Origin of the sequence: uncultured Roseobacter sp. (assembly GCF_947495025.1) — a bacterium.
Lineage (GTDB): Bacteria > Pseudomonadota > Alphaproteobacteria > Rhodobacterales > Rhodobacteraceae > Roseobacter.
Genome location: NZ_CANLXG010000004.1, coordinates 25,101 through 42,760, shown reverse-complemented (window position 1 = coordinate 42,760; position 17,660 = coordinate 25,101). Strand labels below are relative to the sequence as shown.

Annotated in this window: 16 protein-coding genes and 1 pseudogene; 7 read left to right on the top strand and 10 right to left on the bottom strand. The window is 59.1% G+C overall.

The window, feature by feature from the left end:
- The first annotated feature begins 2 nt into the window (after positions 1 to 2).
- The 6 genes from Q0792_RS17680 (at position 3) to Q0792_RS17655 (ending at position 8,067) form a co-directional block, all read left to right on the top strand.
- Positions 3 to 1,355 (top strand): ABC transporter substrate-binding protein, encoded by a 1,353-nt coding sequence (locus tag Q0792_RS17680; protein ID WP_298843931.1) that lies wholly within the window; start codon positions 3 to 5, stop codon positions 1,353 to 1,355.
- 69 nt (positions 1,356 to 1,424) lie between these two features.
- The gene (locus Q0792_RS17675; RefSeq protein WP_298843929.1) at positions 1,425 to 2,669 is read left to right on the top strand and encodes a carbohydrate ABC transporter permease; all 1,245 of its coding nucleotides are present in this window, start codon (positions 1,425 to 1,427) and stop codon (positions 2,667 to 2,669) included.
- On the top strand, positions 2,666 to 3,874 hold the full coding sequence (locus tag Q0792_RS17670; RefSeq protein WP_298843927.1) for a carbohydrate ABC transporter permease: 1,209 nt from the start codon (positions 2,666 to 2,668) through the stop codon (positions 3,872 to 3,874). Before Q0792_RS17675 ends, Q0792_RS17670 begins: the two co-directional genes overlap by 4 nt.
- A gap of 61 nt (positions 3,875 to 3,935) precedes the next feature.
- A complete protein-coding gene (locus Q0792_RS17665; RefSeq protein WP_298843925.1) occupies positions 3,936 to 5,192 on the top strand; it encodes a hypothetical protein in 1,257 nt (418 codons plus the stop codon).
- Positions 5,192 to 6,217, top strand: coding sequence for an ABC transporter ATP-binding protein (locus tag Q0792_RS17660; protein ID WP_298843922.1), 1,026 nt, complete (start codon positions 5,192 to 5,194; stop codon positions 6,215 to 6,217). Before Q0792_RS17665 ends, Q0792_RS17660 begins: the two co-directional genes overlap by 1 nt.
- A 164-nt stretch (positions 6,218 to 6,381) precedes the next feature.
- Complete coding sequence (locus Q0792_RS17655) at positions 6,382 to 8,067, top strand: amidohydrolase (RefSeq protein WP_298843920.1); 1,686 nt, start codon at positions 6,382 to 6,384, stop codon at positions 8,065 to 8,067.
- A gap of 12 nt (positions 8,068 to 8,079) precedes the next feature.
- Here Q0792_RS17655 and pcaG read toward each other — a convergent pair whose 3' ends face one another.
- From pcaG to pobA, 5 genes and pseudogenes are all read right to left on the bottom strand, one after another.
- A complete protein-coding gene (gene pcaG, locus Q0792_RS17650) occupies positions 8,080 to 8,640 on the bottom strand; it encodes a protocatechuate 3,4-dioxygenase subunit alpha (RefSeq protein WP_298843917.1) in 561 nt (186 codons plus the stop codon).
- Complete coding sequence (gene pcaH / locus Q0792_RS17645) at positions 8,641 to 9,366, bottom strand: protocatechuate 3,4-dioxygenase subunit beta (RefSeq protein WP_298843914.1); 726 nt, start codon at positions 9,364 to 9,366, stop codon at positions 8,641 to 8,643.
- Positions 9,359 to 9,742, bottom strand: a complete 384-nt coding sequence (gene pcaC / locus Q0792_RS17640; RefSeq protein WP_298844384.1) for a 4-carboxymuconolactone decarboxylase — start codon at positions 9,740 to 9,742, stop codon at positions 9,359 to 9,361. The genes pcaH and pcaC overlap by 8 nt, the downstream gene beginning before the upstream one ends.
- 204 nt (positions 9,743 to 9,946) lie before the next feature.
- Positions 9,947 to 10,510 (bottom strand): annotated as a pseudogene (locus Q0792_RS17635) (alpha/beta fold hydrolase); the annotation flags it as partial.
- Positions 10,511 to 10,514: 4 nt separating this feature from the next.
- Positions 10,515 to 11,699 (bottom strand): 4-hydroxybenzoate 3-monooxygenase, encoded by a 1,185-nt coding sequence (pobA, locus tag Q0792_RS17630; protein ID WP_298843911.1) that lies wholly within the window; start codon positions 11,697 to 11,699, stop codon positions 10,515 to 10,517.
- 277 nt (positions 11,700 to 11,976) lie between these two features.
- On the opposite strand from pobA, the gene Q0792_RS17625 reads away from it, so the two are divergent.
- Positions 11,977 to 12,711: an AraC family transcriptional regulator gene (locus tag Q0792_RS17625; RefSeq protein ID WP_298843908.1), complete on the top strand. Its 735-nt coding sequence runs from the start codon at positions 11,977 to 11,979 to the stop codon at positions 12,709 to 12,711.
- A gap of 51 nt (positions 12,712 to 12,762) precedes the next feature.
- Here the strand turns inward: Q0792_RS17625 and Q0792_RS17620 are convergent, their stop codons facing one another.
- From Q0792_RS17620 to Q0792_RS17600, 5 genes are read right to left on the bottom strand one after another with little or no spacing between them, the layout of a single operon-like run.
- The gene (locus Q0792_RS17620; protein WP_298843905.1) at positions 12,763 to 14,229 is read right to left on the bottom strand and encodes an aldehyde dehydrogenase; all 1,467 of its coding nucleotides are present in this window, start codon (positions 14,227 to 14,229) and stop codon (positions 12,763 to 12,765) included.
- A 10-nt stretch (positions 14,230 to 14,239) separates the two neighbouring features.
- On the bottom strand, positions 14,240 to 15,277 hold the full coding sequence (locus tag Q0792_RS17615) for an LLM class flavin-dependent oxidoreductase (protein WP_298843900.1): 1,038 nt from the start codon (positions 15,275 to 15,277) through the stop codon (positions 14,240 to 14,242).
- 4 nt (positions 15,278 to 15,281) lie between these two features.
- Positions 15,282 to 16,199 (bottom strand): flavin reductase family protein, encoded by a 918-nt coding sequence (locus Q0792_RS17610; RefSeq protein ID WP_298843898.1) that lies wholly within the window; start codon positions 16,197 to 16,199, stop codon positions 15,282 to 15,284.
- On the bottom strand, positions 16,196 to 17,008 hold the full coding sequence (locus tag Q0792_RS17605; protein ID WP_298843896.1) for an alpha/beta hydrolase: 813 nt from the start codon (positions 17,006 to 17,008) through the stop codon (positions 16,196 to 16,198). Before Q0792_RS17605 ends, Q0792_RS17610 begins: the two co-directional genes overlap by 4 nt.
- A complete protein-coding gene (locus tag Q0792_RS17600; RefSeq protein ID WP_298843895.1) occupies positions 16,980 to 17,582 on the bottom strand; it encodes an amino acid synthesis family protein in 603 nt (200 codons plus the stop codon). The genes Q0792_RS17605 and Q0792_RS17600 overlap by 29 nt, the downstream gene beginning before the upstream one ends.
- Positions 17,583 to 17,660: the final 78 nt, after the last annotated feature.

Below are 17,660 nucleotides of genomic sequence, written 5' to 3'. Positions count from 1 at the left end.
CAATGAAACTCAACCACAAATCCACACTGCTGGCCGGCGTGGCGATGGCACTTTGCCTGTCGTCGGTCGCTGCCAACGCAGAATCCATCCGCTTCTGGACAACCGAAGAGCAGCCCGAGCGTCTGGCGCGGCAGGAACAGATGGCGTCTGATTTTGCAGCCGCCACCGGACACACCGTAGAGGTTATCCCGGTCACGGAATCTGATCTTGGTACGCGGGCGACTGCTGCTTTCGCAGCCGGCGACCTTCCGGATGTGATCTATCACCCGCTGCAGTATGCACTTCCATGGGCAGACGCGGGTATTCTGGACACGGACGCGGCCACTGACGTGATCGAAGCTCTTGGCGAAGACACCTTCGCGCCGGGTGCTCTCGGCATGGCTGCAAATGCAGACGGCTACGCCTCTGTTCCGGTGGATGGCTGGACGCAGATGCTGGTCTATCGCGCCGACAAGTTCGAGGAAGCAGGACTCGAACCACCAACCACCTACGCCAATGTCCTTGCAGCGGTCGAGGCACTGCACAACCCGCCATCGATGTATGGCTTTGTCGCAGCAACCAAGATCGACGAGAATTTCATGTCACAGGTGCTGGAACACGTTTTCCTTGCCAATGGCGTCTCGCCGGTCGGGCCCGACGGGATCGAACCGCTGGATGAGGCGGCCACCATTGAGGTACTGGAGTTCTACAAGGCAATCGCAAAAGCCTCTCCTCCCGGGGATCTCTACTGGGATCAGTCCCGGACGCTGTATTTCTCAGGCAATGCGGCAATGATCATCTGGTCACCGTTTATCCTCGATGAACTGGCCGGACTGCGCGACAGTGCACCACCCACAATAAATGATGACCCGACTTCGCGCGATCTTGCAGCGGCGACTGGCATCGTTACAAACTTTGCCGGTCCGTCCAACCCGGACGGCGCTGCCTGGGGTGACATCCGCTATTTCGGGATCACATCAGACGCCTCTACGGATGCAGCAATGGAATTCGTGCAGTATTCAATGAATGAGGGCTACGGTCAGACGCTGGCCATCGCGCCGGAAGGCAAATTCCCGGTGCGGCGCGGAACGGCGGAGAACCCGGGCCAGTTCTCTGACCTGTGGGCCACACTGGATGTGGGTGTAGACCGCAAAGCGCCGCTCGGCGACCTGTATGACCAGGCGATGATCGATGAGATCGTTGGCGGTCTGGACGTAGCACAACGCTGGGGCGTCTCGGACGGTCAGCTCGCAGTGGCCTCCAAGATCATCAACAGCCAGGTGATCAACCGCCTCGTACGGGAATTCATTGACGGCGAACGGGACGCAGCGGCCACCGTCGCAGAGCTGAACACGGCGATTGCCAGCGTACAGTAAGACCAGCGCACCGCCGGAGGCGGCGCCTGCCGCCGCCTCCTCTTGCCTTATCTGATTTCAGGATGAACCATGACTGATGCTGTTCCACCGAAGGGCACGGGCCCCCTCGCGCGGCTGGAAGCGCGGCTGGCCTGGGGCCTGCTGGCACCCACGATCACCGCTGTCGCACTGGTCGTTGTGTTGCCCCTGCTCGCAATTTTCTGGATATCGGTAAAGCCGGTTTCCCTGTCTGATCTGCGCGCCCCGGAGATGGTCGTGCGCGAGGATATCCGTGGCGATTTTGAAGCCGCCGGAGATCAGGCCAATATCCGTTACCGCCTGCGCAATTCATCTCAGGAACAACCCATTACCGGCGTAGGTATTGCGGATGTCATCCCGGAGGGCCTTGTCGTCGGCACGCTTGACGAGCGCTGTGTGCTCGAAGGGCGCGATCTGAGGTGTGATCTTGGCGACTGGGAGGGTGGTCAGCGCGAGCGCCTTATGATCCCGGTGACGGTTGAACAGGCCTATCTCGACAACGGCCTGCGCCCCCAGGACAGTCCGGTTGCCATCAGTGGCAAAAGCTCCAACATTCTGACCAACGCGACCTTTACCTTTAACAACTTCGCCCGTGTTTTTGACGGGGACGAATTCTGGGAGGTGCTCTGGGTCACGCTTTTCTATACCGTGTTCGGCACCATAGGCGCGCTGCTCTTTGGCCTTTTCGCAGCACTTCTGCTGAACAAGTCCTTCCGCGGACAGGGCATCCTGCGCGGTCTGTATCTTTTTCCCTACGTCTCGCCGGTGATCGCCGTGGCATTTGCCTGGATCATTCTGTTTGACCCGTTTTCAGGTTCGGCAAACGCGTTGCTGGTACAGATGGGTGTGACGCAGCAGTCGATCAATTTCTTCGGAGAGCGACCGCTGGCGCTGATCATGGTCACCGTCTTTGAAATCTGGCGGTACTTCCCGCTGTCCTTCCTTTTCATCCTGGCACGCATGCAGAGCATTGACACGGATATGTACGAGGCCGCCGATATGGATGGCGCATCGCCGTTCCAGCAGTTCTGGGCGCTGTCGGTGCCGCAGTTGCTGGGTATTCTCAGTGTGTTGTTCCTGTTGCGGTTCATCTGGACCTTCAACAAATTCGACGACATTTTCCTGCTGACCGGCGGCAACGCCGGCACGCGAACACTGACTGTGAATGTCTACGAACAGGCATTTGCCATCTCCAATATCGGCGCAGGTGCGGCGGTTGCCGTGGTTATCTTTGGCTGCCTGCTGCTCTTCTCTGTCTTCTTCTTCAGATTTATCAGCCGGGAGGAAGGGCTATGAGCATGCTCCGTTATGGGTATATCACCGCGCCTGTGCTCGGTGTGCTGTGGCTGTTTATCATCGCCACGACTGTCGCCGTCGCTATGAGTTTTTCAACGGGCTCTGCCTTCCGGCCGTCGGGCACCGGCGCAATGGTCTGGGGTATTCTGACCGGTTTCGCCTGCATCCGCGGAAAGTCGTGGCAACCAGCCGTCGCCGCGCTCGCGGTCACCGCGGCGACCCTGGCCGGTTTCGGCCCCATCGTAATCGGCGAAAACGTCTCCGGGTTCTCAGCCGTTCTGGGGGCGTTCGCCACTGCCGGATTTTCAGCTCTGGGGCTGTGGATCATGCTCGAGGATGTCGAGACCGGCGCAATAAACCGGCATGTTTTTGAAGCCTCGGTGATCCGCTTTCTTACTGGCTTTGGGTACATCTTTTTCACAGCAATCGTGCTGATCCCATTTTATGTGATGGTTCTGACAAGCCTGAAAAATCAGTCTGAGATGATCCAGAACCCACTGGATTTTTCTATCGAGCTTTCCCGTGGCGCGGAACTGTTCCGGTCCTACGAAGAACTGTTCAGCCAGTTCAACTTTGGTACATATCTGCTGAATTCTTTCGTGATCTCGGTACTGACAGTAATTATCACGCTGCTTTTCGCGATCCCCGGTGCCTATGCGGTTGCAAGACTGCGCTTTAAGGGGCGCGCGGCGTTCTCGCGGTCGATCCTGCTGATCTATATGGTGCCCATGATCGTTCTTGCGCTGCCTATCTACATCGCCTTTTCGATGACGGGCCTGCGTAACTCGATTGCAGGGATCATCATGATCTATCCGGTGACCACGATTCCTGTGGCTCTTTATATGCTGCAGGGCTACTTCCGGGGGCTGCCCGGCGAGGTCGAGGAGGCGGGTCTCATGGACGGCCTCAACCGTCTCCAGGTCATCTGGAAAATAACGCTGCCGCTCTCTCTGCCCGCAATGGCATCGGTATCACTCTATGTCTTCATGATCGCCTGGAACGAGTTCCTGCTGGCTTTCATGCTGCTGGATGATCCGAGCAAATTCACCCTGACCCGTGGCATTGCATCGCTGAATTCTTCGGAAATCCCGCGCCAGCACCTGATGGCCGGTTCGGTGATCGCGACCGTTCCGATCATGGCAATTTTCCTGGGACTGGAACGTTTCATGACAAAGGGCCTTACGGCCGGCTCGGTGAAAGGATGACACATGCACCTGACAATAACGCTGCTGCCCCGTTGCAGCGCGCCGGCACGAGGACCGAGCAATGACTGATCTGACAGAACGCGCACGAAACATTCTCCGCCAGAACGACAAAGGCGGTTACACGCTGCCCACACATGGCCTGTATCCCTATCAGTGGAACTGGGACAGTGCCTTTGCCGCGTGGGGGTTTTCGACCTTCGATCCTGCACGCGGTTGGCAGGAGCTGGAAACTCTGGTTGCCGGCCAGTGGGAAGACGGCATGATCCCCCACATTCTCTTTCACAGACCCGACCCGGGCTATTACCCGGGACCGGATGTCTGGAAGGGTCGCGGCCCGATCCCCTCTTCGGGCATCAGTCAGCCGCCGGTCGCGGCCTCCTTCATGGCAAAAATGCTGGCCGCCGATCCGACAGGCGAGGCCCGGGCCCGCGCCATCTGGCCAAAGCTGAAGGAGTGGCACCGCTGGTTCATGACGTGGCGCCTCGATCAGGGTGCTGTCTGCGTCACCCATCCCTGGGAGGCCGGACGTGACAATGCGCCGGACTGGGACAACGCCATGCGTGCTATCGACCCGAGTGATGTGGGTACCTACACGCGTCGCGATACAAGCCATGTCGATCCGGCCATGCGCCCGACCAAATACGACTACGACCGTTACATAAAGCTGGTGCAGATCGGCGTATCGGTCAACTGGGACCAGGCACGGCTTCTGGAGCTCAACCCCTTTCGGGTCGCTGACCCTACGATGACCTTCACGCTCCTGCGTGCCCAGCGCGATCTGGAAACCATGGGCCGTCGCTTCGGACAGGATGTCTCGGAAGTCGAAGAATGGATCCGGACGCTGGAAGAAGGCGCACAGTCGCTCTGGAACGACGAAACCGGCAGCTATGACAGCCGCGATGTGCACACAGGGCTGTTCAACGGAGTGCTGAGCAATGCCTCGTCGTTGTGCTGGTATGCCGGTATTGACGACGACCGCGCACGCCCCGCGCTTGAAAGGATGCTTGGCGCTGCCGAATACGGCCTTGCAAGCTTTGATCCGAAGGCCGAAGGGTTCGAGCCGCTGCGCTACTGGCGCGGACCGACATGGCCCATCATGAATTATCTGGTCGGCTCCGGCCTTGAGGAACAGGGCCATCATGACCTGGCGCACCGCATCCGTCAGGACACCGCCCGGTTGATGGAGCAACACGGTTTTGCCGAATACTACGACCCGCTCACCGGTGCACCTGCTGGTGGAGGGTCCTTTACCTGGACAGCTGCTGTCTGGCTTGGATGGGCCGGCCAGTCTCCGGAAACATGTCAGGGGGCCGCATAATGTCTTCAATTGCACTGAAAACCGTCGAGAAATGGTATGGTGAGGTTCAGGTCATCAAAGGTGTTGATCTGGAAATCGAAGAAGGCGAGTTCATTATTTTCGTTGGCCCCTCGGGCTGTGGGAAGTCCACGCTGCTGCGCATGATCGCCGGGCTCGAGGAGACATCGCGCGGGCAGATTATCATTGCCGGCCGCGACGCCACGGCAGAGCCCCCCAACAAACGCGGCCTTGCGATGGTGTTCCAGAGCTATGCGCTCTATCCGCATATGTCCGTGCGGGACAATGTGGGTTTTCCTCTGAAATCGGCGGGCCTGCCTGCCGCTGAAATCGAGGAAAAAGTGGATGAGGCAGCACGTGTGCTCAAGCTCGACGCGTACCTCGACCGGCGACCAAAGGACCTTTCGGGCGGCCAGCGTCAGCGCGTCGCCATCGGGCGTTCAATCGTTCGTGACCCCACTGCCTTCCTGTTCGACGAACCTCTTTCGAACCTCGATGCCGCGCTGCGTGTTGAGATGCGGTATGAGATCGCAAAACTTCACCAGACACTCAGGTCCACAATGATCTATGTCACCCACGACCAGGTAGAGGCGATGACACTCGCCGACCGGATCGTGGTTCTGGATGGTGGCAGGATCGCACAGGTCGGATCACCGCGGGAACTTTATGAAAATCCCGCGAACCTCTTTGTGGCTCAGTTCATCGGCTCGCCGAGAATGAATGTTTTTCCAGCGTCCTGCACCACTGGTGTTGCACAGCCCGGCAGAGCCGAGCAGGTGGGTATCAGACCAGAGCACATCACGGTGACCGGTGCCGGTACCGGCAACATCGACGGAACAGTTGACGTGCTGGAATATCTTGGCGCGGACACTTTTGTCGTGATGGACTGCGGTAGTGCGGGCCGGATCACTGTGCGTATCGCGGGCGATACAGAACTTGCGCCGGGGGATGTCTGTGGCCTTTCCTTTGAGGATGGCAGAACGCATTTCTTTGATGCAGAAGGCCTGGCGGTCGCGTCAGCCGGCTGAAGCCGGCATTGTCGGAAGAAGGATCCGGGAGCACGCTACCGGTCGGCGCTCACCGTGGCGCTGCCGGATCTCTGGCAGGCGGCGGTACTTGAAACAGCCGGCCTGCGGCGGTTAGCATCGCTTCGCGGTACATCCGGAAGCGCCGCTTTTCATGAGGCCTCACGATGACCGCAGATATTGTCATTCTGAATGCCGCGCTCATCACTTTTGACGAAGGTGCCGCAGGTGCAGACGCCCTCGCGATTACTGACGGGCTCATATCCGCCGTTGGCAGGAGTTCTGACATCGCGGCCCTGGCAGGAACCGGAACAAAAGTCGTCGACGCCAGAGGTGCGACCGTTCTGCCCGGATTTATTGACAGCCATGTCCATCTGTTTGGCGGATCGGTCGAGCTCAGCTGTCTGAACCTGTACGGCGTTTCGGGCCTTGATGCCATGAAAGCCGCCATCAGACCCTATGCAGGTGCCAATCCGGATGACGCGCTGGTTTTCTGCGTGATGGCCGATTACGACATCGTCAGCAGCAACCGGACCCCGACGCGTCATGACCTCGACCAGGTACTGCAAGACAGACCACTGGCGATGTTCGCCCCGGATCACCACACGGTATGGGCCAATACGGCTGCTCTTGAGGCGGCGGGTTTACTGGAAGGTGGCAGCGTCGAACCCGGCTCCGAGATTGTTTTGGGATCCGACGGGCTCGCGAGCGGTGAACTGCTTGAACCCGGGGCCTACGGTCCGGTGCTCGGAATGACGCGCCACGAGGGCCGCGAAATGCTGGGGCTGACGACGGGAAAGGACCCCGTTCCCCCACCAACCCCGGCCCAGCGGGAGATGGACAAAGATGCCATTGCCCGGGGTCTTTTGCATTGCGCCGCGCAGGGAATTACCAGCCTGCATCTGATGGATGGCAATACCTACCAGCTGGAACTGCTTTCCGAACTGGACCATGAGGGCAGACTGGCGTGTCGTTGCGAGGTCCCGTTCCATTTCAAAGGAACAGATCCGCTCGAACGGCTGGCATCAGAGGCGCCTGCCATGCGGGCCCGGTTTCAGGGGGACAGGATACGCTGCAACCACGTCAAAATGTTTATCGACGGCGTGATGGAAAGCGGCACGGCCCTGATGCTGGAGCCCTATCCGGGTAAACTCGGCGCCGGCGGTAACACCGGTGACGAAGTTTTCACCCAGGACCACTTTGTCAGCGCCTGTACCCTTGCCGACCGGCTGGGTTTTCAGATTGCTGTGCATGCGGTCGGGGATGCCGGCATCAGGCGAACCATCGATGCATACGAGGCGGCCCGCAGGACAAACGGGCGACGCGACAGCAGGCATCGGATCGAACATCTGGAGGTTATGCACCCGGATGATATCCCCAGGCTCGCAAAGCTTGACATTGTGGCCTCAATTCAGCCCGGCCATGCGCCAACAGGACACATCTTTCCACCTGACGCGGCCGGGCAGTATCTGCACCCGCATCAGCTGCCCGGTGCCTTTGCCTGGCAGGATATCCGGCGGTCCGGTGCGCCGGTTATTTTCTCGACCGACTGGCCTGTGATGCCGGTGGATGTCATGCCGAATATCAGAGCCGCAATTGACCCGCTGTCCCCGGGACCTGAATGGCGAGACCAGACGCAAAGCCTGATGGATACGCTTGCGAGTTATACATGCAACAATGCCTGGGCCGAATTCCGCGAGGATCGCAAAGGGCGCCTGCGGCCAGGCATGATGGCCGATATTGCTGTCATGAGCCACGATCTGACCTCACTGGCGCCGGAGCATATCACTGACGCTTCGGCCGTACTGACGATCTGCGACGGCAAAATAACCTATGAGTGTGACAAAACCTGACAGCTGGCGAATTCAGACATCGAAAAAGACAGTCTCGTCAGGACCCTGCAGGCGGATAGTATGCCTGAACCCGCCACTTACGGACCTGGCAACAAGCGTTCCGGCCCGGTCACCGGCAATCTTGAAAACCTCGTCCCGGGCATTGGTCTCTGGCGCATCGTCAAAATAAATCCGTGTCATCAGACCCAGGTTGATGCCGCGCGCCACGATCCATACCAGGATATGTGGTGCCTGAGACCCGATGGCGCCAGGTCTGAGAGTTTCGAACGTTGCAACGCCTGTCGCTGCGTCAGTCGCCGCGCGGCCCCAGTTGCAGAAGCCCCGCGTGACCCCAAAGCTTCCCTCCGGACCCGCCTGCCAGATCTCGATCATCGCATCGCACACAGGCGCGCCAGCGCCATCAAGAACGCCGACCTCCAGTGATATGACGGGGTCGGCACAGACGGTCTGCACCATTTCTGAGCCGGGGTCCGTGTCGCCGTACATGCCCTGAATACCCGCGACACCCGGCATGCACCCGATGTGCACATAGGGCCCGGCAGTCTGCGAGGGGGATTCTCTGAACTCCGTCACTCAAAGACCCTCCCTGCGGTTTTCAAACACGGTCGCCTGCCGCCCGCGCAACACAATATCGAAACGATATGCCCGGATATCCATCGGGACAGTGGCACCCGGGTCAAACCGGGCAACCAGACGGTCGATAGCCGCCTCTGACGGGATCGACTGTACAATCGGGCAGAGCGCAATATGCGGATCACCCTCGAAATACATCTGGGTAATCAGTCGCTGGGCAAAGCCGTCCCCGAAAACAGAAAAATGAATATGCGCCGGACGCCAGTCATTCCCCCCGTTGGGCCAGGGGTAAGGTCCGGGCTGCACTGACCGGAACAAATACTTCCCTTCCGCATCCGTGATGCACCGCCCGCACCCGCCGAAATTGGGGTCAAGCGGCGCCAGATACCCGTCGGATCTGTGCCTGTAACGTCCACCGGCATTCGCCTGCCATATCTCGATCAGTTTCCCCGGCAGCGCGCGGCCGTTTTCATCCAGCAGCCTGCCATGAACAATAATGCGCGGCCCCAACGCAGTTTCCCCGGGCTGCGCAAAGTTGATCAGAAGATCATGGTCTTCAGGACCTGGCATATCCTGCCCGAACGCAGGTCCTGTCATCTCGGTTTCTGTCGGGGCGTAGTGCAGCAGTTTGTGGTGCGGTGACCGCAGCCGGCTGGACCGGTAGTCCGGCGCAAGAGCGGGCGGATGCCAGTCGGGATCACGGCGCCTGAAGGGTATGTCAGTCATCACTCTCCATCTCCCTGAATACCTCTTTGGCCAGTCTGATAGCGTGGTTTGCACGTGGCACACCGGCATAAACGGCAACATGCTGGAATACCTGTTCGATGTCCGTCCGGCTTGCCCCGGTGGCCCGGGTTGCGCGGATATGCATGGGGATTTCGTCAAAATTTCCCAGTGCTGCAAGAAGCGCAAGAGTGATCATTGACCGTTCCCGACGGGATATTGCGTTACTGGCCCAGACTGTACCCCATGCACCTTCTGTGATCAGCGTCTGAAAAGATCTGTCGAACGCTGTGGCTGCTGCACCTGCGCGGTCGACATGCGCATCCCCCAGAACAGCGCGGCGCACCAGCGCACCGGCGGCTTCCCGCGGCAAATCCAACGCCGCAATCGCACTGATTTTCCCCGCGAGTTCGGACGCTTCTTCAAAAGGCAGGCAGATTGCCCCGTCGCCGATGGATATGCACGTGCTGGCAGGAAGAGCCGCTCTGAGCGCGCGCAGCCGCTCTGCGCCTTTACTCCCGCAATCTGTGCCCGAAATGAACGTTACCGGAACCGCCAGCTGCGACCCGAGTTCCGCAAGTGACACCTTACTGCAAGCAGCTTGCAGTCTGACCGCATCGCGACCGGAACCACGCTCGAGCATGTGCCGGAACAGTGAGGCCTGATTGGGGTGCGCATCGCGGAACGCTTCCGAAAGATACCGATTAACTCTCTGAGAGGCAGGCGCAGCAGCATCGGACCTCATGATCACAGCTTCATCTGCAGATACCTCAGGTCCCATTGCAAGATGCGGATCAACGAGAACCAGATGGTGGACAAGATCGGGGCGCGACTGGGCCAGCATTGCCGCAACAACACCTCCTTCTGCCGCGCCAACCAGGGTGGCTGCACCAGTGTCCAGATGCGCCATCAGACCGGCCAGATCGGCGGCCAGATCACCTGCCATGACGTCCTCTGACAGTGTCCCGCTGAGCCCCTGCCCCCGCAGATCGAACGTCAGCGTTCCCAGCCCACGGTCGAGCGCTGTAATCACGTGGTCCCAATATCCCTGATCAAACCCGGCAGGACTGATGAAAACAACTGTGCCCGCCGAAGAAGGCCGGTGGCGGAAGGCGATCAGCTGATCGCGCAGGGTTATCGCGTCCATCGCATCACTCCAGCGGCAGGCCAACATAGTTCTCCGCTATTGTACGCGAAGCGGCCTCCGAACTGCACAGGTAATCAAACTCGGCCCGCTGCATCCGTTTTTCAAATTCCGAATTCTGTGGAAACTGATGCATCAGGGTCGACAGCTGCCAGGAAAACCGTTCGACCTTCCACACACGTTTAAGAACCGTTTCTGAATAGGTATCGATCCAGTGGTCATTGCCGGTCCGGTAGTGCTCTGTCAGAGCGCGCGACAGGATTCGCACATCCGCCACGGCAAGGTTCAGGCCCTTGGCGCCGGTTGGTGGTACAATATGCGCAGCGTCACCGGCCAGAAAAAGGTTTCCATACCGCATCGGTTCGGCAACGAACGACCTCAGCAGCGCAATGCTTTTTTCGAACGACGGCCCGGTCTGCAGCCCCCTGGCAGCGTCAGGCCCGAGCCTGATTTCGAATTCTTCCCAGAAACGATCGTCTGACCAGTCCCCGGGGCGGTCATCTGCACCGCACTGGACATAGTACCTGCTGCGCGTTTCCGACCGCATTGAAGCGAGAGCAAAGCCGCGTGCGTGGTTGGCATAAATCAGTTCTTCACTGACCGGTGGCCTGTCGACCAGAATGCCAAGCCAGCCAAAGGGATAGACACGTTCGAAAGTTTTCAGCACGTCAGCGGGTATGGACCGGCGCGACACCCCTTGAAAACCATCACAGCCCGCAACATAGTCACAGGTCACCCGCAAGGCCTGCCCGTCGATCAGAAAGCTGACAGATGGCTTGGTCGAAAGCAGGTTTTCCGGCTGTACGTTCTGCGCATTGAAGAAGAACTGTTGTCCCTGCGCATGCCTCCGGGAGAACAGATCTTTTGTGACCTCAGTCTGCCCGTAAACTGTGACCGGTTTTCCGGTGAGCGCACGCAGGTCAATCCGGTGCCTGTCCCCGTCAAAAGCCAGCTCAAATCCATAGTGTTGCAGTCCCTCGCGGTTCAGTCGGTCGGCTACACCCGCTTCCTGCAACGCCTCAACCGTTCCCTGTTCCAGAACACCGGCGCGTATCCGCCCCTCAATGTGTACCTGATCCCGCCGGTCAATCAGAACCGTATCGATCCCTTCGTTTGACAGAAGCTGCGACAGCAAGAGCCCGCCAGGCCCTGAACCGATAATGCAGACGGACGTTTTCACTGTCTTCACCATCAAACGCCCTCCCTTTCTGGCAGAGCGTCATCCTAAGTCTTCGGATGCGCAATGAAATGGACTTTGAGAGCAGTCTCTTGCACTATTCAGTCAGAGTCAGATTTACATCAAAGACCACCGGGCCATGCAGATCTCTGTACCAAACTATGATTTATACGGAAACCTTCTCGCAGGGAGCTACAACGACCCTGTTCACCACGAGCGTATAAGAGAACGCAGCCGCAATCATGATTGGACAATCCGACTTCACAGGCATCGGCGGCTGGCTCAGGTTTTCGTGTTTGAAACACCCGGGGTCGCGATCAGTCTGGAGAACACCGACTTTCTGACAAGATCACCGGCTGCCCTGCTGGTCGCACCCGGGATCGCGCATGGCTTCCGGTTCCCCGAGAATACCGAAGGCGATGTGCTTACATTCACAATGGCTGCGCTGGACGCTGACACACAGTCGCGGATCATGGCTCTGTCGGGCAGTGGTGCTGTTCTAACTGAACAGACCGGCGCGCCCGGTTTTGCTGATATCCGAACAACAGCCGCGCAACTTCGCAGGACGTTCGCCGGAGTGTCCGTCAACCGGGACGCGATGCTGTGTACTCTGGCGCGCCTTATGGTTCTCTGTTTCCGGTCCGGCGAAAAAAAACAGAACTCTGGTTCGCGCCCTTTGGAAAGCCCCGAAACCACGTTGCATGAAAAACAGGCGCAGGCATTCTGCGACGCGGTCGAAGCGCATTTCGGCGATGCCCTTTCAGTCAGTGACTACGCGCGCCTCACGGGAGTTTCCCCGGCACATCTGACCCGTGTGTGCAAAAGGCTTCTTGGCATCACGCCAAATGAGCTTGTGCGCCAGCGACGGATGGTAGAAGCACGCCGACTGCTGGAATTTACCCGTCATTCTGTCGCCGAAATCGCCGCACGCTCGGGATTTCAGGACCCCGCATTTTTCAGCAGGACCTTCCGGCAGCAAAACGGCCAGTCCCCGGGTTCTTTCCGGGCGGAGAAAGACAGTGACTGAGATGCAGGAGTGCAGAAATCCTGCGGGTGCAAGGGCGTTTTTCGGGGGTGTTCAGCGCATGACAAACGGGTCGGGTATCGGGTCATCGCTGGTCCGGAGCCAGACTGCCTTTACCCTGGTATAATCCAGTGCGGCCTGCAGCCCGCCTTCCCGCCCGTGACCGCTCAGTCCATGGCCGCCAAAGGGGGCGATCGGGCTCACCGCACGATAGGTGTTAACCCAGACAATACCGGCTTTGATATTGCGGATCATTCTGTGCGCCCGGGTCAGGTCTTTGGTGAAAACCCCAGACGCGAGCCCGTATGCCGTATTATTGGCCAGCGTGACGGCCTCCGCTTCTGAAGAAAACTGCACAACGGAAAGCACCGGGCCAAAGAACTCTTCGGTGAGGCACGGCGCCTGTGGCGCATCACTGCAATCCAGAATCGTTGGCGGGAAGTAATAACCATTGCCGCCGCGCGGTGTGCCTCCCGTGACGACCCGGGCACCCGCCGCGCATGACCGTGCAACCAGGTCAGCGGCCCGATCGACCTGCGCCTTCGTGCACAAAGGGCCCACTTCGGTTGCCATGTCATCCGGCCTGCCGATCACTATGGCTTCGGCCTTTTCCTTAAGGCGCGCCAGAAAAGCATCAAAGATGCTGTCCTGGATAACAAGGCGCGAACCCGCGACACAGCTCTGTCCCGATGCCGCAAAAATGCCGGATACCTGCGCATTTACCGCACTTTCGAGATCTGCATCGGCGAAAACGATGAAAGGCGACTTGCCACCCAGTTCCAGAGAGGTCGACGCAAGGTTTTCTGCCGAGTTCCGCACGATATGCCGCGCCGTTTCCGGCCCGCCGGTAAACGCAACATGATCAACATCCGGGTGGCTGCTAAGGACGGCACCACATTCCGGGCCGAACCCTGTAACAATGTTGAGCACCCCTGGCGGAAAACCGGCCTGATCAAATATCCTGGCAAACTCCAGCAATGGCGCCGGGCCTTCCTCGGATGCTTTCAGGACCACTGTGCAGCCTGCGGCCAGTGCCGGTCCGATTTTGACCGCGGACAGGAACAGTTGCGAGTTCCAGGGCACAACAGCAGCAACGACGCCCACCGGTTCACGGCGGAGCCAGACTTCCATATCAGGCTTGTCAATCGGCAGGTGCGCCCCTTCGATCTTGTCGGCCAGCCCCGCGTAATAACGATAATATTCAGCCACATAGGCTATCTGAGCGGAGGTCTCTCTGATGATTTTTCCGGTGTCCCGGGTTTCCAGCTCCGCCAGTTTCTGCGCGTTTTCCGCAACGAGATCTGCCATACGGGCAATGCGTTTGCCCCGTTCAGAGGCCGTCATCCCGGCCCATTCAGGAGAGAAGAAAGCGGCCTTTGCAGCAGCCACCGCAGCATTGACATCATCGCGCCGCGCTTCCGGCATCTGCGCCCAGGCGATACCTGTCGCAGGGTCCGCACTGTCAAACCGCGCGCTGCCGTCGGAAAATCCCCCGCCGATGTACTGCTGAAACTGCTGCATGTCCGCTCCTTCAGGCAAAAGCCGGCATCACGTCCGAGATAAACCGCTCCAGCGACGCTTTCTTGCGCTCATAGCTCATACCACTGTCGATCCAGAAGGAATATTCGTCATAACCCATTGCCTCATACGTGCGGATCCGCGTGATGGCATCATCCGGCGTCGCAATGACATTGTCCCGCAACATCGCTTCGGGTGAATAAAACGGATGGGCGGCGATCTCTGCATCCGACAGTGGTGCGATGAGCCCCTGCGACACGGCTCTTTCGTTTTTGAACCAGGCGCCAAAATAGCAATAGAACCGATTGATTTCCTCTGCCGCGAGCCGGGCGTCTGCGGCATCAGCGGCGATATAGGTATGATTGAGCAGCATGATCTGGGGCCGCGGCACCTCAGGGAATTTCCGGCACGACGCCTCGAACGTCTGCATCAGGCGCGCAATCTCGTCGTCGCCCTGCCACAGGGGCGTCACCTGCACATGACACCCATTTGAAATGGCAAACTCGTGGCTGTTCGGATCGCGTGCAGCCACCCAGACCGGCGGCCCGCCTTCCTGCACCGGCCGTGGCGAGGAAGTGGTCTGCGGGAAGCTGTGGTAAGTGCCGTCAAGCGCATGATCACCACGCCAGAGACCCTGTATGGCCGGGATCAGCTCGCGCATGCGCAACCCGGCATCCCATGCATCCATACCCGGCACCATCCGCTCGTACTCGTAATTATACGCGCCCCGCGCGATCCCGAGATCCAGCCGTCCGTCCGTAATCATGTCGGCCATTGCGGCCTCGCCAGCCAATCTTATCGGATGCCAGAACGGGGCGATTATTGTTCCCGTACCCAGGCGTACGTTTTTGGTCTGATGGGCCAGGTCGACTAGATTGAGAAACGGGTTCGGTGCGATGGTAAAGTCCATGCCGTGGTGCTCACCCGTCCAGACCGCATGCATTCCACCGTCGTCCGCGATCTTTGCCAGATTGACAAAATCGTCATAGAGCGCGCGCTGGTCCTGTTCGGGCGAAATTCTTTCCATATGAACGAACAATGAGAACCGCATCTGCTCAGTCTCCCTGCAATACCGGGCGTACTTGGCCCCTGTTCTGATTTCCGAAATAGATGCCGAACTGCCCCAGTTCCATTTCCTGCGAGAGCCTTTCCAGCATGGAAAGGACTGCCGGATCAGATATGTCGTCCAGCGCAGCAGGACTCAGAGGTACAAATGTGCCGCGTGACGGCACCCCGGCGTCCGCCTGACAGAGAAACGAAATGTGCTGACGGCGTCTGCCGGTGTCCTCAAAAACCGAATAAACAAAACCAGGCTCAGCGGGCACGTCGGTTCCAGCAATCAGCGCTGTCAGAGCAGCGGACGCACCATCTGTCTTTACTGCGGCTTCGGGCAGGCCTGATCCTCCGTCACCACTGTCTACAAGCAGCACGTGTCCGTCCCGGATGATGATCGCCGAAACGACAAGGTCGGTGCCGGATGTCAGCAGGTCCGCCCCGGTTGATGGTGTCACATAGGCGCCCCGCACATATCCCAGACCCGGCGCGGGTGTACTGTCGAACGCTTGCACCTCACCGACCAGGATCACATGGTCGCCAGCGTCCACCTGCTGGTGCATGCTGCAGTCAAACCACGCGCATACACCTTCCAGCACCGGCCCACCGTTTGGCCCTCTGCGCCATTTCACCGTTGCGAAACGGTCCTCAACGGGGCGGGCAAATGTATTCGAGACTTCCGTCTGATCTTCGGCCAGGACGTTGACCGCAAAATTCGCTGCTGCGGTCAGCACGTCATAGTTGCCGGAGGTTTTTGCGAGGCACACAAGCAAAAGCGGGGGTTCAAGCGACACAGACGTAAATGAATTTGCTGTGAAACCCACAGGTTTCTGGTGGTCATCCATTGCCGTCACCACAGTGACACCAGTCATGAAACTGCCAAATGCCGACCGTAGCGCTCTCGGATCGATACCGGTCATACCGCGGCCTCCGTTTCCGCGGTGCGGTCAAGCCAGTCTGTCAGATGCGCATTCACGGCATCTGGTGCGGTCAGGTTAATCATGTGCCGGTGCCCCCTGATGACACATACCTCACCCTTCGCCACGATGTTGGCCATCTGTCGTGACATCGCCGGTGTGGAATTCGGGTCCATATCGCCTGTCATCGCCAGAAAAGGGCAGGAAATACTGCCAAACCTGTCGGCATATGTGGCGTCACCACGCGCGAAAGCGCTGTAGGCCGTCGCATAACCGCGCGGGTTTACGTCACTGAGCCAGCCAGCCACGCGCTCCCGCGCAGCGATCTCTGACGGGCTTGCTCCAAACCAGCGCTGCAGCGGCGTATCCACATCAATGTCGCCGGCAGCAATCCGATCAGCCCGCGCCGTTACCGCATCCCTTGCCTCCGCACCGCGGCGGAAAACGCCGTTGAGCAGTGCGACCCGGCGGGTCATGTCCGGAAACTGCACGGCAAATCCCGCCGCAATCAGCGCTCCCATGGAATGACCAACGATACTGACCGGGCCGCTCCGGGTCTGCCGGACGACCTGACGACACCAGTCCACAAAACCAGGCAGGTCGCTGCCCTTTGGCAACGCGTCGCTGCCGCCATGCCCGGGCATGTCAACTGCAATAACACGGTAACGTCGCCGCAACGCGTCTATCTGCGGCTGCCATGCGGCGGACTGCAGGCCAACGCCGTGTATCAGGAGAATTGTGTCGCCGGCGCCCGCTTCGCGCAGCGAAACCCGAAGCCCGCTTTCAGACAGCGGCAGGATTGTCTGCGTCATGACCCAGCTCCTTCAGGTCCTGATACCGGTCACCAATGCGGTGGTGCGGCCTGCCGCCGATGGAGGCGCCCAGCGCAATCAGTATCTCATCTGCCGCCGGTGCATCCGCTACCGATGTCTGAATGGTCAGGTAGTGTGAGCGGCGTCCACCGTCGTGCTTGTCCATCAGCGGGATCATAAGCGGCGCGTTGGCCGGACCGCGTGTGTTGCAGAAGGAAAGATAGGACCTGGCACCCACGGCATTGCGGTAATGGTTGCCGAAATGCAGCGTGTGTATCAGAGCAGAAGCGTGCTCTACCTCGCCGTTCAGTCCGACGACTGCTGATTTTCCATAACCCTCGACCCTGTCACCGCCACCTGCCGCATCGAGGATCATTTCGGTGAGCAACGCGCCGAGACCGGGTGCACAATCGCGGATTTCAGGTGACAGATCTTCGACGAAACCCTTTCCGGACCACGGGTTGCTGATCACCGCCATCGCAGCAATCAGCCGCAGCGGCACAGTCGCTGGCCGCCCGCCCTCGATCAGGGTGTTTTCAACATGAAGGAGCGTCTTTCGGATTTCGGCAGGCATATGGCTTTCCGGGTCAGGAATACTGAGCCGTAACTATGGTATACCATAATACCGTATGTCAATAATCCTTGTTTGCTT

Bases quoted from the DNA above. Each gene is read 5' to 3' on its own strand.
- Q0792_RS17655 (WP_298843920.1), top strand. From the start codon at position 6,382: ATGACCGCAGATATTGTCATTCTGAATGCCGCGCTCATCACTTTTGAC.
- pobA (WP_298843911.1), bottom strand. From the start codon at position 11,699: ATGGTGAAGACAGTGAAAACGTCCGTCTGCATTATCGGTTCAGGGCCT.
- Q0792_RS17610 (WP_298843898.1), bottom strand. From the start codon at position 16,199: ATGACCGGTATCGATCCGAGAGCGCTACGGTCGGCATTTGGCAGTTTC.
- Q0792_RS17670 (WP_298843927.1), top strand. From the start codon at position 2,666: ATGAGCATGCTCCGTTATGGGTATATCACCGCGCCTGTGCTCGGTGTG.
- Q0792_RS17675 (WP_298843929.1), top strand. From the start codon at position 1,425: ATGACTGATGCTGTTCCACCGAAGGGCACGGGCCCCCTCGCGCGGCTG.
- Q0792_RS17615 (WP_298843900.1), bottom strand. From the start codon at position 15,277: ATGCGGTTCTCATTGTTCGTTCATATGGAAAGAATTTCGCCCGAACAG.
- Q0792_RS17680 (WP_298843931.1), top strand. From the start codon at position 3: ATGAAACTCAACCACAAATCCACACTGCTGGCCGGCGTGGCGATGGCA.
- Q0792_RS17660 (WP_298843922.1), top strand. From the start codon at position 5,192: ATGTCTTCAATTGCACTGAAAACCGTCGAGAAATGGTATGGTGAGGTT.
- Q0792_RS17605 (WP_298843896.1), bottom strand. From the start codon at position 17,008: ATGACGCAGACAATCCTGCCGCTGTCTGAAAGCGGGCTTCGGGTTTCG.
- Q0792_RS17620 (WP_298843905.1), bottom strand. From the start codon at position 14,229: ATGCAGCAGTTTCAGCAGTACATCGGCGGGGGATTTTCCGACGGCAGC.
- pcaH (WP_298843914.1), bottom strand. From the start codon at position 9,366: ATGACTGACATACCCTTCAGGCGCCGTGATCCCGACTGGCATCCGCCC.
- Q0792_RS17665 (WP_298843925.1), top strand. From the start codon at position 3,936: ATGACTGATCTGACAGAACGCGCACGAAACATTCTCCGCCAGAACGAC.
- Q0792_RS17600 (WP_298843895.1), bottom strand. From the start codon at position 17,582: ATGCCTGCCGAAATCCGAAAGACGCTCCTTCATGTTGAAAACACCCTG.